The organism is Planomicrobium sp. YIM 101495, from assembly GCF_009707665.1.
Lineage (GTDB): Bacteria > Bacillota > Bacilli > Bacillales_A > Planococcaceae > Planococcus.
In genome coordinates, this window is the sequence record NZ_WLZW01000001.1 from 1098297 (window position 1) to 1112770 (window position 14474).

Here is a 14474-nt window from a genome sequence, read left to right on the forward strand (position 1 = left end):
AGAAAAACCCATCATTTGATGGGTTTTTCTTTTTGTTCATAGCCTGGCTTTCCAAGCAATTCGAACATATTCTGCTTATACAACTCCACGCCAGGCTGGTCGAACGGGTTCACGCCGGATAAGTAGGCGCTCATCGCACAGGCTTTCATGAAGAAGTAGATCAAGTAGCCTGTATGGAAGTCATCCATGCGCTCGACTTCGAGTGAGATAACCGGCACGCCGCCTTCCATGTGGGCAAGTGCTGATGCTTTCAATGCTTCCATATTGACTTCGTGCAAGGTCTTATCCGCCAAATAATTCAAGCCGTCGTCGTTTTCTTCATCGAATGCGATGGTGCTTTCGTATTCGTCTTCGGCGAAGCTGACCATCGTTTCAAACAGGGAACGTCTGCCATCCTGAATAAATTGGCCCAATGAATGAAGGTCCGTTGAGTAGACGACGGAAGCCGGGAAGATTCCTTTTCCTTGCTTGCCTTCACTTTCTCCGAACAGTTGCTTCCACCATTCGTGGAAGTCCGACATAGCCGGCTCATAGCTCGCCAGGATTTCCATCGAATAGCCACGCAAGTTCAAAATCTGGCGATATGCTGCATAAAGGTAGGCGTCGTTTTCTTCGAGTGAAGGATTCGCGAGCTCTTTTTCTGCCTGAACGGCCCCTCTCAATAATTCACGGATATTTACACCGGCTACCGCGAGTGGCAATAGTCCGACCGCAGTCAAGACGGAATAACGTCCGCCGATATCACGTGGGATTTCGAATGACGTATAGCTATTCTTGTCCGTCGCTTTCCGGAGGGCGCCTTCCGATTCGTCCGTCGTCACGAAAATCCGCTCCGCCGCTTGTTCTCCGTACGTATCGTACATCCATTTCCGGATCGTCCGGAAAGCGATCGCCGGCTCTGTAGTCGTCCCGGATTTTGAAATGACGTTCACTGCGACATTTTTGCCTTTGATGTAGGAAAGGAGATCTTCCATGTAGCGGCTGCTCAAGTTTTGGCCCGCATAGATGATCTGGATCTGATCCAGTCCGAATGATGGGCGCAATAATTTCTTGATTGCTTTCGCACCTAAATACGAGCCGCCGATGCCGACAACGATCAGCACATCCATCGTATTCCGGATGGATTCTGCAGTCGCTTCGATCCGCTCCAGCTCCGCTTCCGACATCTTCGATGGCCAATCAAGCCAGCCAAGGTATTCCGAACCGGCTCCGGTACGCTCATGGATCCGGTCGTGGACCACTTCGACAAAATCCTGAAACGCATGGATTTCCTCTTTTTCGATGAAGCGATTAATATAAACTGTGTTTAATTTTACAATCGCTATGGTAATCACCGTCCTCTATAGAATGAATTTAATTTTACCATATCCATCGAAATTTAGGAGATGTTGTTTGGAAGATATTTGTCGATTTCATCAGCTTCCATCATATCGAAATCGCTCCAGGTCTACTTTTCCATTCAATCCGATCACGATACCTTCACGTTCCAGTAGCTCCTTTTGCGTTTGGCCTGCTTCCATATCTTTCAGTGCGATTTCCCCTTTCGCATTGATGATCCGGTGCCACGGGAGCTGATATGCACGGCACATACTGTGAAGGATGCGTGCAACTTGCCGAGCACCACGTGCGTTCCCGGCCTCACCCGCAACCTGTCCATATGTCATGACTTTTCCTTCAGGGATGTTCTTGATGATGTTTAATACGTTCTTCGTATACTGTTCCACGTCGACCTTCCTTCACTTTCCTCCGCTGCGATGTCGTTTCCGTTCCTAACGTCAAATGTCCTACTGTCTCCACTAACTCTTCGAACAGCAGATTCTTGCTCTCCATCCTGTAATCGGCTCGCCAGGAAACGAAAATCTCACGTGCGATTCCAAGGTGTTTTGCGCCTGATGTCGCATCCATCCTTTTTTCCACACATAATTCCCGCATGATTTTACGTACGGATTTTTTATACTTTCTCTCCATTAAACCTTTATATTGCACATATTCCAAGTCATCACCCCTTTTCAAGCTATCAACCCCGTTCATCGATGCTCAATTGTTTCGATATCTACGAATCATTTCACTCTCGCTCTCAGGCACCAATCTTCTGAAAGTCGGATGATCGAAGATTTTTCGACCGATATAAAATTCCCGTGCGCTTTCAGGACTCAAGTTTTTCTTGAGGAAAGACTCTTGTAATTCATCCAGTTGATCATCGCCACCGATATGGAAGTTGTCAAAATCATTTTCTATCGCCCAGTCACTGATTGTCAGCAATAGCTGCTCCATTGCCGGCTCCCCTTCTTTCCCTAAAGAACCCTCGACAAGCAGGAATAATTTGCGATCGGATGCAAGCACGTAGCTTGCTGCCATTAATTTTTCGCCCTTATATGCCCCGAACAGATGGAGATCCGGGCCGAATGCACTGACCAATGTTTCAAAATAATCGTTCGTAAAAAAATAAAAACTATGCGTTTTTTCCCTACGCCGTATGGTGGAGTAATACAAGATGAGAAATTCAAATAGATGCCGGACCGTTCCCAGCTTTTTCACAAAAATCGTGGCGTCCTTCTTTCGCTCCGTCATTGCAGCCCCAAGGTCAAGTGTGTAAGTTTCGTAGACCGGATAAAGGTCCAGCTCTTCCGAAAAATATGCAACATTGCCGGTCAATGGATGAAACCGGATATACTCGGCGATAATCCGTTCTTGCCTGCAGTAATCCACAAAGGCCGCACGGAAACTCGCTGTCAACTCTGCCAGGTCATTTCTGTTGTTCATTAACGGACCGCCATAACCGAAAGGCGTTGTAATATCATAAAATTCAAGGTCCTCGTCATCTTTCAGTTTCCTTTTGATGAACGGATACGCAACTTCTCCCCACTGTCCCTTGAAATAAAAGAGCAAAGCCTCTCCCGGATCCAATTTCAAGGCGCTCTGAAAATAATCAGGTGTATAGAACACATCCGCTTCCAGGAATAAACAAAGGACCTGCCGCCAGCGTTCCGCATTTTTCAAGGATACTATCTCATACATCGGCTACCCCCTGCTCTCTTTGAAAATCATTTGAACACTGTTTGCAGTTCCCCGCTTCCTTCCGGTCCTTCATCAGTCAATTTCGAATAAGTACTTCTCATTTCCAGCAGCAACAATAAAAGAACGGGGAACAAGACTGCTATGAAAACGGCCACTGCCATAGAAACTAAAACAAGCTCCTGGAAAATAGAAGAAAGACTCGATTTTTCAGCAGGGATGAATAAAATATTGTCCACCTTCAGTTTGCTACTAATCTCTTCCATCCCTGCAAGCGCGACCGTATCGGCAATCTCCACCGAGAGCCGTTCATCAGGATGACGGACCTTGATCTTCAATAGATGCGAGGACTCCTGATAGTTTACATCTATTCGTCCATACAATTCTGTGACAGTGAAAGGAAGGGCCAGCTGTGAAATCGTCTTCTCCAGCACTTGCTTGCTTTTCATCAATAAGGTGTAAGCTTCAGCGACTTTCGGATCCTTCTTCTCGAACGGCAGCAGTCGATCGTGTTCATCAGCATTTCCAACCAAATGCAATTGGCTTATTGCTTCGTAATCACTCACAGTAATCAAAAACAATGGCAGTCCCATCAGCAGCAATGACAATAACATGGAAGCCAAGGCGACTTTCTTCTTGCTGATCAGCGCTTTTTTTAATCGCTGAAGAAAACATGTCTTCTGCATAACTCATTCACCCTTTGTTTAGTTTTTAAAAATTCTGATAATAGTTAGTTCATTTATATCACACTTAAATGGTTCTTTCTACACTTTTCAATGAATATTTAAATTATTTTTTTATTTTCTAATAGTCATTAAGTCCTTTCTACTAAATAAAATAAATGTATAGTCTCCCTATCTTGATTTTTCGCACAAAAAAACTCCCCATCAAGAGGAGTCAGTTTCATTATTTTATAATTCTACTAATCCGATAATGCCATTTCTTCTATAAATGATTTGTTTTTTCTCCATGGTTTTCAAAACTTTTGTCAAGGTCTGGTGGGGAATATTAAGATCTTCCGTGATTTCACGGATCGTTTTAAAAAGAACCCCCTCATCAGAAGCATGTTCTAAAAAGTAATGGATGAAATTCTCAGCTGTTACATAAAGTTTTTGATTTCCTTCTGCAAAACATTCCGTGCATTCACTGATTATTTTCTGTTCCGTGAATGGACGAAGTTGTTCTTCAGGTCCTTTTTTCAAAGATAGCATATGTCTCCACCTCCGATATGCACGCATATTTGAAGTTCTATTCACTTTATACCCTTTTTGCAGGACATTATACCGCCAAAATGTAAATTTATACGAGTATTTTCTTCACAATCCCCAAAACAACTAACTTTTCGGAAACTTTCTCCACGAACCATTTTGAATGGCTGCATTGATGGGTATACTAAGAGCGATGAAGTTTTTTTAAACAGAGGAGGAATTCATGTTGGACGGCAAACATTACATTAATGGTGAATGGTTATCAAGCGGCGATGGCGTGATTGAAGTGAAAAATCCGGCGACCGGCGAATTATTCGGTACGGTTCCGAACGGCGGAAAGGATGAAGCGACACGTGCAGTGGAAGCCGCTGCTGCAGCATTTCCCGAATGGAGCCGCAAGACGGTGTATGAGCGTAGCGCCCTGTTGATGAAATGGCACGATTTGCTGCTTGAACAGAAAGAGGAAATCGGCCGGATCTTGACGATGGAGATGGGAAAACCGCTCTCTGAAGCAATCGGCGAAGTTGAATATTCCGCTTCGTTCGTCCATTGGTTCGCTGAAGAAGCGAAACGGATGTACGGCCGCACAATCCCGGCAAGTAAAGAAGGAAAACGTATTCAAGTGAACAAGCAGCCTGTTGGCGTTGTCGCATCGATTACGCCTTGGAACTTCCCTGCTGCGATGATCGCGCGGAAGATTGCCCCTGCTCTCGCGACTGGTTGTACATTTGTTGCGAAACCAGCAAAATTAACGCCACTTACGGCAGTGAAAATGGTCGAGCTTGCTGAACAAGCAGGATTCCCGAAAGGTGTTATTAACCTTGTCACGGGAAGTGCGAGCGCAATCGGCGAAGTGTTCACGACACATCCAGATATCCGCAAGCTGACATTCACCGGCTCGACTGAAATCGGAAAAGAGCTGATGAAGCAGTCTTCCGAGCGGATGTTGAACTTGTCTCTTGAACTTGGTGGCCATGCGCCGATTATCGTCTTGGAGGATGCCGATCTTGATTTGGCAGTCGCTGGCACGATGGCTTCGAAATTCCGCAACGCCGGACAAACGTGCGTCTGTGGGAACCGTATTTATGTACAGGAAAGCATTTTGGATGAATTTACAGAGAAGCTTGCACAAGCAGCTGGGAAATTGAAGGTCGGGAACGGTTTGGATGAAGGTGTCGAAATCGGGCCATTAGTTGACCAAGGCGGCTACGAGAAAGTCGATCAGCATGTACGCGATGCAGTCGACAAAGGCGCGAAAATTGTCGTCGGTGGCGAAGGGAAGGCGGAGAACGGCTCTTACTTCTACAACCCGACCGTCTTGAGCGGCGCAAGCTCAGACATGCTCGTAATGAACGAAGAAACATTCGGCCCTGTTGCTCCTGTCATGCCGTTCAAGACAGATGAAGAAGCAGTGAAGTTAGCCAATGATACGAGATTCGGTCTTGCTGCTTACTTCTTTACGGAAAGCATGTCACGTGGCACGTACCTTGCGGAGAATCTCGAGTATGGAATCGTCGGCTGGAACGACGGTGCTCCTTCCACTGCACAAGCACCATTTGGCGGGATGAAGGAAAGCGGCATCGGCAGAGAAGGCGGACAAGAAGGGCTCGAAGCTTTTCTGGAGACCAAATATATTTCGATCCAAGTTTAATCTAAAAGAGAACGAGCCGCTGCTCGTTCTCTTTTTTTGCATTGCACTTATCCTATTTTCTCAGATACTTGAACGCCTTCATCTGATGGCGACAAAGCAAGCGAGTGGTACGCCGGAAAAAGAAGCATTAATTTTTCCGCCAATGACTTCCCTTCGCCTTCTCTACACAACACGAAAATCGACGGGCCTGCTCCGCTGATGGCACTGCCATATGCACCGTATTCACGACAAGCATTCCTGATTTCATCAAAGTTCGAGAATTGGACGCTCCGGTACGGCTCATGGAATGCATCACACTCCATCATTTCGCCTGCAAGCTCCCAATCATTCAGTGCAGCTGCTGTACAAAACATATTCGCTGCAGCGCTGCTTTGGATCGCATCAGCATAAACCAACTTTTCTGGCAGTAAGTCTCTCGATTCTTTCGTCGATAGCACCGTCTGCGGGACGAGTAGCACCGCTTCGACACCCTTCACGGGGACGCGGATAACTGACACTTCTTCCCCTTGTCCGATCGACACCGTCAAGCCGCCCATGATGGAAGCCGAGACATTGTCCGGGTGGCCTTCCAGCATGCAACCGATCTGGGTCTTTTCATCCGCAGAAAGCTTCAAGTCAAGCACGTAATCTGCGAGTTCGATCCCTCCGGCAATTGCGGAAGCACTGCTACCAAGCCCCCGACCAAGTGGAATATCCGTCTCGACGACGAGCTGGACAGGCGGTAGTTCCTTACCGTACTGTACAGCCGTCGTACGCGCCGCCTTGAAAATCAAATTGCTCTCTACATCATCAAACTGCTTGTAGTCTTGATGCTCATAGCTGATTGCGGATATTTCCGCAGCCCTCACATGAATCGTCATGTACAAGCCGAGCGCTAGTCCGAGTGAATCGAAACCAGGGCCAAGATTCGCTGTCGAAGCCGGTACTTTTATGGAGAATTCGTTCACACTCATGATTTCGCTGTTTCCTTCAACGATTCCCAAAACGCAGCCAAATCTTCCGGTGCAATTTGTTTGACGTCTTTATTGACCGAAATTGCTGTATCAGGATCTTTCAATCCATTCCCTGTCAGGACAGCAACAACCGTCGCGCCTTTTTGGATCGACCCGTTCTTCACTCCATCATGGACACCTGCAATCGATGCACATGAAGCAGGCTCTGCGAAGATCCCTTCTCTGCTCGCAAGCAGTTGGTAAGCAGCAAGCAACTCATCATCGGTGCGGGACAAGATGTTCCCTTTCGATTCTTCCAGCGCAGTAAGAGCCGTCTTCCAGCTTGCTGGGTTCCCGATGCGGATTGCCGTTGCAACTGTCTCAGGCTCTTCAAATACGCGGCCTTCAACGATCGGTGCAGCACCAGCTGCTTGAACACCTAATAGTTCGGGCTTATCAGCACCTTGCTTTTCAGCGTACTCTTTGAAGCCTTTCCAAGCTGCTGAAATGTTCCCGGCGTTTCCGACCGGTAAAGCAAACAGATCCGGCACGCGGCCTAATTGTGAAATGACTTCCAGGGCAATCGTCTTCTGGCCTTCGATGCGGTATGGATTGACCGAGTTGACGAGCGCGACGCCCGGTTCTTCTCCAATTTCACGGACCATCCGGAGTGCTTCGTCGAAGTTCCCTGGAATCTCCACGATTTCCGCTCCGTACATTTTCGCCTGCGCTAGCTTTCCGAGGGCGATGCGGCCTTCCGGAATGACAACGACTGTACGCATCCCAGCACGTGCGCCGTATGCAGCTGCTGAAGCGGATGTGTTCCCTGTCGAAGCACAGACAAGTACTTTCTTGCCTTCTTCTTTCGCTTTTGCGACAGCCATGACCATTCCACGGTCTTTGAACGATCCGGTCGGATTAGCCCCTTCCACTTTCACGTACAAGTCGATCCCCCACTCTTCCGACAAGTTCTCTAGACGAATCAGTGGTGTATTCCCCTCTTGTAGTGTCAGTGCAGGTGTCTCTTCCGTCACCGGTAACCATTCTTTGAATTCCTCGATTAGTCCTTGCCATCTCATAATGTGTCCTCTCCTTCGATGCGATAGTGGCTGAGTACTTCAGCGTGCTGTTCAAGCTGTTCCATAATGTCTAAATGTTGTTTCCGTGAAATCGAATGCGTCAGTAAAATCAGTTCCGCTTTGCCTGCTTGTTCCGCCGGCTCCTGGATCACTGATCTCAAGCTCGCACCGCTTCCACTGTAAATTGCCGTCAGCTTCGTCAATACGCCTACTTCGTCTTCTACTAGCAGACGGTGGAAGTACTGTGAATAACGAAGCTCCGGCGATTTCACGCGGTAGTCATACTGCAAATCGTGCGGGCGTTTGCCGCTGACGCCGAGAAGCAGACTACGGCAAGCTTCGATGATATCTGAAACGACAGATGTCGCTGTCGGTAGTGATCCAGCACCTGGTCCGTAAAGCATTGTCTCACCGACTGCATCTCCGTGGATGTACACTGCGTTGTATTCATTATGTACTCCGGCAAGCGGATGGCTTTGCTTCATGAACACTGGCTCAACACTCATCTCGATGCCTTCTTCATCTGCTTTCGATGTTCCGAGCATTTTGATCGTATAGCCAAGTCGCGATGCGATCTCCATATCTCCGTTGCGGATTTCTTTCATCCCCCGGACAAAGACATCTTCAAGACGGGCCGCAGACGAATATGCCAGCGACGACAAGATCGTGATCTTTCTCGCTGCGTCCAGTCCATCGACGTCCGCACTCGGATCTGCTTCTGCATATCCGAGTTCTGTCGCTTTCGCCAGCGCTTCGTCGTAAGTCATGCCTTCCTGGTCCATCTTCGTCAATATGTAGTTGGTCGTGCCGTTGACGATGCCCATCAATGCAGAGATGCGATCGGACGCCAATCCGTCTTCCAATGTACGGATGATCGGAATGCCGCCTGCAACACTTGCTTCATAGAAGAGATCACATTGCTTTTCATCTGCCAGCTTCAGTAGCGGCTGACCGTACATCGCCATGACATCTTTGTTTGCAGTGACGACTTGCTTCCCTGCTTTTAAGGCACGTTCTATAGCGTCATGTGCTTCCTCAATGCCCCCCATCACTTCAACAATGATCTGAATAGAAGGATCATCGAGAATTTCTTCCATGCTTGTCGTGAAAACGGATGGATCCAAATCGGTATCGCGTTGCTTGTCCAAGTTTTTCACCAATACTTTACTGATCGATACTTTTGCACCGAGTTTATGCTGCATACTTTCCCGATGATTCTCAATGATTTTCGCTACACCGCTTCCTACTGTACCTAAGCCTAGCAGCCCGATTGATATTTCTCGATTCATTCAAAAACGCCTCCAGTAAATGTTCTCTCTAAAAAAACAGTTGTATTTCCAATAAAGACATTATAGTATTATATTAGTTCCGAAACAAGTGAAAAGCGAAAATATTCGAAAGATGGGATTTGATTATTTTATGAAGGTAAGCAAATTTGGCGGCACTTCCGTTTCGAATGCCCAGCAGATTCGGAAAGTGGCAAAAATTATTCAAAGCGATGCCAGGCGCAAGATCATTGTCGTGTCAGCTCCAGGTAAACGATTCAAAGAAGATTTTAAAGTGACGGACCTTCTCATTGACTTAGCTTCACGTTCCTTACAGAGTGAGTCAGTAGAAGAAACATTCGGACTCGTCATCGGCCGCTTCAGCGAAATCGCTGCAGAACTCGGTCTCCGTGATGCAGTCATGGATGAAATCAAGCAAGACTTTATAAGACGATTGCAGGAAGATAAAACGTCGCCTGCATTTTATACCGATCAAATGAAAGCAGGCGGCGAAGACAACTCGGCACGGCTGATCGCTGCTTACTTGAACCAGACCGGGACCTCGGCTGTGTACGGCGATCCGAAAGGCGGCTTGATCGTCTGCGAAAGTCCTGCACGTGTACAAGCACTTCCGGAAGCATACGAAGCGCTCGGTAAGCTAGCGGACGCATCAGCTGTCCACGTATTCCCAGGATTTTTCGGCTATACGAAAAGCGGTGTCCTGCGCACATTCGAGCGCGGCGGCTCAGATATCACGGGCTCTATTCTTGCGGCTGCAGTAAAAGCTGAGCTATACGAGAACTTTACGGATGTCGACAGTGTCTTTGCAGCGAATCCCACTGTCATCGATCAGCCGATTGCGATTGAGGAAATGACGTACCGTGAAATGCGCGAGCTTTCATACGCGGGATTTGCAGTCCTGCACGACGAAGCACTGATGCCGGCATTCCGTGCATCTGTCCCCGTCTGCATCCGCAATACGAACAACCCGGAAGCACCAGGTACGATGATTATCAAAGAGCGGACGAAGCGTTCCGAGCGTCCGGTCGTCGGGATTTCTGCCGACAGCGGCTTCTCGACGTTATACGTCAGTAAATACTTGATGAACCGCGAACTCGGATTCGGCCGTAAGCTGCTGCAAATGCTTGAAGAGGAAGATGTTTCTTATGAACACATCCCTTCCGGCATCGATAATTTATCGGTCATCATCCGCAGCCACCAGTTGACTGGCGGGAAAGAGCGCCGTATCATCGAGCGCATCCAAAACGAACTACACGTCGACGATGTCCATATCCGAAGCGATTTCTCGATGGTCGTCCTTGTCGGAGAAGGCATGAATCATATGATCGGCCTCGCTTCCCGCGCGACTGCGGCGATTTCAAGAACCGGTGCCAACATCGAAATGATCAACCAAGGTTCTTCTGAGGTCAGTTTGTCGTTCGGTGTGAAAAAACAGGACGAGACAAAGATTCTCCAAGAACTATACAAAGAATTTTTCCAGCCGTCTCTCGCATCGACTTGCTGAATAGGCGTGTACGAAAAAGACGATTCCCCTCTGAACTGTTCAGAAGGAAATCGTCTTTTTCAAGTTTTCCACTTTGCATGCACCGGACCTGCATCCCCTTGGACTGGATCCGTCAAAGGCTTCGGCACATCCGCGATTTCTTCCAGCACAAACGGCCGCTCGCCATCTTTCCCTGTCTTGATATTCGGTGAAAGACCTCCGGGGTATGCACCGACGATTTGGAAATCTTCACTGCTGTTCAATTTCTTATGGCCGGTTCCCGCAGGCAAAAGTGCGACATCACCAGTCTTGACAGTCAACGTTTCCCCGTTTTCCCCGCCAAGCTGTATCGTCGCTTCACCGGAACGGACGCCCAGCACTTCGTGTGTATTACTATGGTAATGATGATACGTGAAGACATCCCCTTGCCAGCTGTTGGTCCAGCCGTTCATATTAAATGTCTTCTCGATTTCTTCAGGATGTTCCGCGAAACAAGCAGGATAAAGAATGACAGGCAAATCCGGATTGTTCGGAATATGTCCGTCATCCGTAAAGGTCATGGGACGTATTTTCTCCATTGCCGACAGCTCCTTTTCCCATCTGTACCCTCAGAAACTGTCTCATAATCACGAAATTTTGGAGAGAAATGCTTCCAGACGATCCAATCCTTGCTCAAGTACCGGCATGCTGTAGGCATAGGAAATGCGTAAGAATCCTTCGCCGTATGCGGTAAATGCAGATCCTGGTACAGCCGCCACGCCGCCTTCTTTTAACAAACGGCTCGCGAAATCAAACGAACTCATTCCGAATTTTTCAATCGAAGGGAACATGTAAAACGCTCCTTCTGGCTTCACGACGTCAATCCCCATCGTAACAAGACGGCCGTACACGTAATCACGGCGCTTTACATATTCCCCATTCATCTCACCCGGAATATGTCGCTGATTCGTCAATGCTTCCAGTGCACCGTACTGGCCTGGAACAGAGGCACACACCGTATTGTATTGATGCACTTTCAAGACGTGTTGCATAACCGCTTCCGGCCCGAGAACGAAGCCAATGCGCCACCCTGTCATCGAATGTGACTTCGAGACTCCGTGGACAAGGATTGTCCGGTCTTTAAGCGACGCGTGCTTCGCAAACGTCGCGTGCTGTCCGTTAAATGTATTTTCACTATAAATTTCGTCCGTCACGATGAAAATTTCGTGGCGTTCCAATACTTCTGCCAGTGCCCCGACTTGTTCAGCGGAAAGCGTGACACCTGTCGGATTCGACGGGAAGTTCAGCAAGATCGCTTTTGTCCGGTCCGTAATGAGCGCTTCAAGCCGCTCCGGATCTGGTCGGAATTCCGTATCACTCATATCTAAGTACACCGTCTTTGCTCCGCATAGTTCGAAAATCGGTGCATAGCCCGCATACGTCGGCGCTGGCAAGATGACCTCATCGCCTTCTTCCAAAATCGTTCGGAAGACGGAATCCAATCCTTCACTCGCCCCGTTCGTGACGATTATATCTGTTGCTGCTTCGTATGTAAGTCCATAGCTGTCTTTAAAGAAATTCGCAATCGCGTCGCGCAGTTCGATGATGCCTGCGTTATGCGAATAATTCGTCCGGTTCTCCTCGATGGCTCGGATGCCCGCCTGCTTCACTTCTTCCGGCGTCGGAAAGTCCGGCTGTCCGACCGTCAAATTGATCGCCTCCGGATAGTTAGCCATCTGGTTGAAAAATTGCCGGATCCCCGAAATCTGGATCGACTGTGCGCGTGGATTAATCGAAATGCTCATGGAACAACAACCTCTTCCCCAAAATTTTGACGCATCTATCCCCGTCAGTTATCCATAAGTTTACTGCAAGTTCAGCAGTGCGACAAATATTCCCTTCGCTTAAAATTCCAAGCGCTTCCGGACGGCTGAGACAAAACTTTGACTAACCGGCAGGACCGCTCCGTCTTCCATCGTCACCAAGTACCCGGCACCGATGTCTTTTGAAATCTCTACTATAGAGTGGAGATTTACGATATACGAACGGTGGACCTGCAAAAACTGATGCGGAAGACGCGGCATCAATTCTTTCAACGTTTGTGTGGCACAGTAGCTTTCATCTCCTGCATAAAACCACGTCTTCTTTTGGTTACTTTCTATATAAGCAATGTTTTCGACATGCACAGGCCGCCATACATCTTCCGATCGTCCAGTCAGGAAATGAAGCGGTTCACACGAGACGTTCACAACAACCGCTTCCTGTTCCGTGATGATTTCGAGCGCTTTCGAGCCTTCCACCTTGATAATCGTCCCTTCTGGCAACCAATCTTCAAGCTGTTTCCCGATTCTTTGCAGCAATGTGTTTTGCATATCCAATCCCCTCTCCAGTCGCTTATCGTGAAATAATAGCGTTCATCCCGTCTTAAAACCCTTTTGTCAGAATTTAAAGACAGTCAAAATAATCTGTTATATAGTAATATACATCAACTACAACTGTATTAATACAGTTAAATCAAATTTTTTCGGAAAGGGATGGATAAAATGGTCAGCAAACAGCAGCAAATCGAGGAATTGCAAAAGAGTTGGGAAGAGGATAGTCGTTGGAATGGAATTGAACGCCCGTACGGTGCAGAAGAGGTCGTGAAGCTGAGAGGCTCTGTTCTAATCGAACATACATTGGCGAAGCGAGGGGCTGAACGACTGTTCCGATCCATTCATGAAACCGATTTTGTCAACGCACTTGGCGCTCTTACCGGGAACCAGGCAGTCCAACAAGTGAAAGCCGGACTTCAGGCAATCTACTTGAGCGGCTGGCAAGTTGCCGCTGATGCCAACTCAGCTGGCCAAATGTATCCGGACCAGAGCTTATACCCGGTCGACTCGGTACCCGCGGTCGTCAAGAAAATCAACCAGGCGCTGACACGCGCTGACCAGATCGACCAATTGGAAGGCCGCGAAGGATTCGATTGGTTCGCACCGATCGTGGCAGATGCTGAAGCAGGATTCGGCGGTCCGTTGAACGTCTTCGAACTGATGAAGTCGATGATCGAAGCCGGCGCTTCAGGCGTCCACTTCGAAGACCAGCTTGCTTCCGAGAAAAAATGCGGCCACTTAGGCGGGAAAGTTTTACTGCCGACACAAAACGCGGTCCGCAATCTCGTATCCGCTCGTCTCGCTTCCGATGTACTCGGCGTACCGACACTGCTGATCGCCCGGACAGACGCAGACGCTGCTGACTTGATCACGAGCGACATCGATCCGGTCGATCATGAATTCATTACAGGCGAACGCACACCGGAAGGTTTTTACCGGACGCGCTCAGGAATCGATCAAGCAATCGCACGCGGTCTTGCTTATGCACCATATGCAGACCTTGTCTGGTGTGAAACTTCCCACCCGAACTTGGAGGAAGCACAAGCATTCGCCGATGCGATCCATGAGAAATTCCCTGGGAAGCTGCTTGCTTACAACTGCTCTCCTTCCTTCAACTGGAAAGCGAAGCTGGACGACGAAACGATCGCAAATTACCAGCGCGAGTTAGGGAAAATGGGCTACAAGTTCCAGTTCGTTACACTGGCCGGCTTCCATGCGCTGAACCACTCGATGTTCGAACTTGCGCATGACTATAAAGATAATGGCATGGCTGCTTACTCGAAACTGCAAGAAGCAGAGTTCGCAAGCGAATCAAAAGGCTACACTGCGACACGCCACCAGCGCGAAGTCGGCACAGGCTACTTCGATGAAGTTTCACAAGTGATTTCAGGAGGGACCAGCTCGACGACTGCAATGCAAGGATCGACTGAAACAGCTCAATTCCAGACAGTGAAAGGATGAAGGAA

General features: G+C 48.3%; 15 protein-coding genes. 3 read left to right on the plus strand and 12 right to left on the minus strand.

Annotated elements, in window-relative coordinates; genetic code table 11:
• Window positions 1-11 precede the first annotated feature (11 nt).
• From GIW82_RS05530 to GIW82_RS05555, 6 genes are all read right to left on the minus strand, one after another.
• On the minus strand, window positions 12-1325 hold the full coding sequence (locus GIW82_RS05530; protein WP_370456168.1) for a glucose-6-phosphate isomerase: 1314 nt from the start codon (window positions 1323-1325) through the stop codon (window positions 12-14).
• A 90-nt stretch (window positions 1326-1415) separates the two neighbouring features.
• Window positions 1416-1724, minus strand: a complete 309-nt coding sequence (locus GIW82_RS05535) for an MGMT family protein (protein ID WP_370456015.1) — start codon at window positions 1722-1724, stop codon at window positions 1416-1418.
• Complete coding sequence (locus tag GIW82_RS14680; protein ID WP_195913947.1) at window positions 1675-1917, minus strand: hypothetical protein; 243 nt, start codon at window positions 1915-1917, stop codon at window positions 1675-1677. The genes GIW82_RS05535 and GIW82_RS14680 overlap by 50 nt, the downstream gene beginning before the upstream one ends.
• A 120-nt stretch (window positions 1918-2037) precedes the next feature.
• Window positions 2038-3018, minus strand: a complete 981-nt coding sequence (locus tag GIW82_RS05545; protein ID WP_154748878.1) for a GNAT family N-acetyltransferase — start codon at window positions 3016-3018, stop codon at window positions 2038-2040.
• A gap of 26 nt (window positions 3019-3044) precedes the next feature.
• Window positions 3045-3701 (minus strand): YveK family protein, encoded by a 657-nt coding sequence (locus GIW82_RS05550; protein ID WP_154748879.1) that lies wholly within the window; start codon window positions 3699-3701, stop codon window positions 3045-3047.
• A 225-nt stretch (window positions 3702-3926) separates the two neighbouring features.
• Window positions 3927-4226, minus strand: a complete 300-nt coding sequence (locus GIW82_RS05555) for a replication/maintenance protein RepL (RefSeq protein WP_154748880.1) — start codon at window positions 4224-4226, stop codon at window positions 3927-3929.
• 223 nt (window positions 4227-4449) lie between these two features.
• On the opposite strand from GIW82_RS05555, the gene GIW82_RS05560 reads away from it, so the two are divergent.
• Window positions 4450-5874 carry an NAD-dependent succinate-semialdehyde dehydrogenase gene (locus tag GIW82_RS05560; protein WP_154749615.1) on the plus strand — a complete coding sequence of 475 codons (1425 nt, stop codon included), beginning with the start codon at window positions 4450-4452 and terminating at the stop codon, window positions 5872-5874.
• A 47-nt stretch (window positions 5875-5921) separates the two neighbouring features.
• Here the strand turns inward: GIW82_RS05560 and thrB are convergent, their stop codons facing one another.
• From thrB to GIW82_RS05575, 3 genes are read right to left on the minus strand one after another with little or no spacing between them, the layout of a single operon-like run.
• On the minus strand, window positions 5922-6827 hold the full coding sequence (gene thrB / locus GIW82_RS05565; RefSeq protein WP_154748881.1) for a homoserine kinase: 906 nt from the start codon (window positions 6825-6827) through the stop codon (window positions 5922-5924).
• Complete coding sequence (gene thrC, locus GIW82_RS05570; RefSeq protein WP_154748882.1) at window positions 6824-7885, minus strand: threonine synthase; 1062 nt, start codon at window positions 7883-7885, stop codon at window positions 6824-6826. Before thrC ends, thrB begins: the two co-directional genes overlap by 4 nt.
• Window positions 7882-9174: a homoserine dehydrogenase gene (locus tag GIW82_RS05575; RefSeq protein WP_154748883.1), complete on the minus strand. Its 1293-nt coding sequence runs from the start codon at window positions 9172-9174 to the stop codon at window positions 7882-7884. Before GIW82_RS05575 ends, thrC begins: the two co-directional genes overlap by 4 nt.
• A gap of 130 nt (window positions 9175-9304) precedes the next feature.
• Between GIW82_RS05575 and GIW82_RS05580 the strand changes: the two genes are divergently transcribed.
• On the plus strand, window positions 9305-10675 hold the full coding sequence (locus tag GIW82_RS05580) for an aspartate kinase (protein WP_154748884.1): 1371 nt from the start codon (window positions 9305-9307) through the stop codon (window positions 10673-10675).
• A 59-nt stretch (window positions 10676-10734) separates the two neighbouring features.
• Here GIW82_RS05580 and GIW82_RS05585 read toward each other — a convergent pair whose 3' ends face one another.
• The 3 genes from GIW82_RS05585 to GIW82_RS05595 all read right to left on the minus strand — a co-directional run bounded on the left by GIW82_RS05585 (window position 10735) and on the right by GIW82_RS05595 (window position 13005).
• Window positions 10735-11232 carry a cupin domain-containing protein gene (locus GIW82_RS05585; protein WP_154748885.1) on the minus strand — a complete coding sequence of 166 codons (498 nt, stop codon included), beginning with the start codon at window positions 11230-11232 and terminating at the stop codon, window positions 10735-10737.
• 48 nt (window positions 11233-11280) lie between these two features.
• A complete protein-coding gene (locus GIW82_RS05590; RefSeq protein WP_154748886.1) occupies window positions 11281-12438 on the minus strand; it encodes an aminotransferase class I/II-fold pyridoxal phosphate-dependent enzyme in 1158 nt (385 codons plus the stop codon).
• 99 nt (window positions 12439-12537) lie between these two features.
• Window positions 12538-13005 (minus strand): LytR/AlgR family response regulator transcription factor, encoded by a 468-nt coding sequence (locus GIW82_RS05595; RefSeq protein WP_154748887.1) that lies wholly within the window; start codon window positions 13003-13005, stop codon window positions 12538-12540.
• A 171-nt stretch (window positions 13006-13176) separates the two neighbouring features.
• Here GIW82_RS05595 and aceA point away from each other — a divergent pair, with 171 nt between their 5' ends.
• Window positions 13177-14469: an isocitrate lyase gene (aceA, locus tag GIW82_RS05600; protein WP_154748888.1), complete on the plus strand. Its 1293-nt coding sequence runs from the start codon at window positions 13177-13179 to the stop codon at window positions 14467-14469.
• Window positions 14470-14474: the final 5 nt, after the last annotated feature.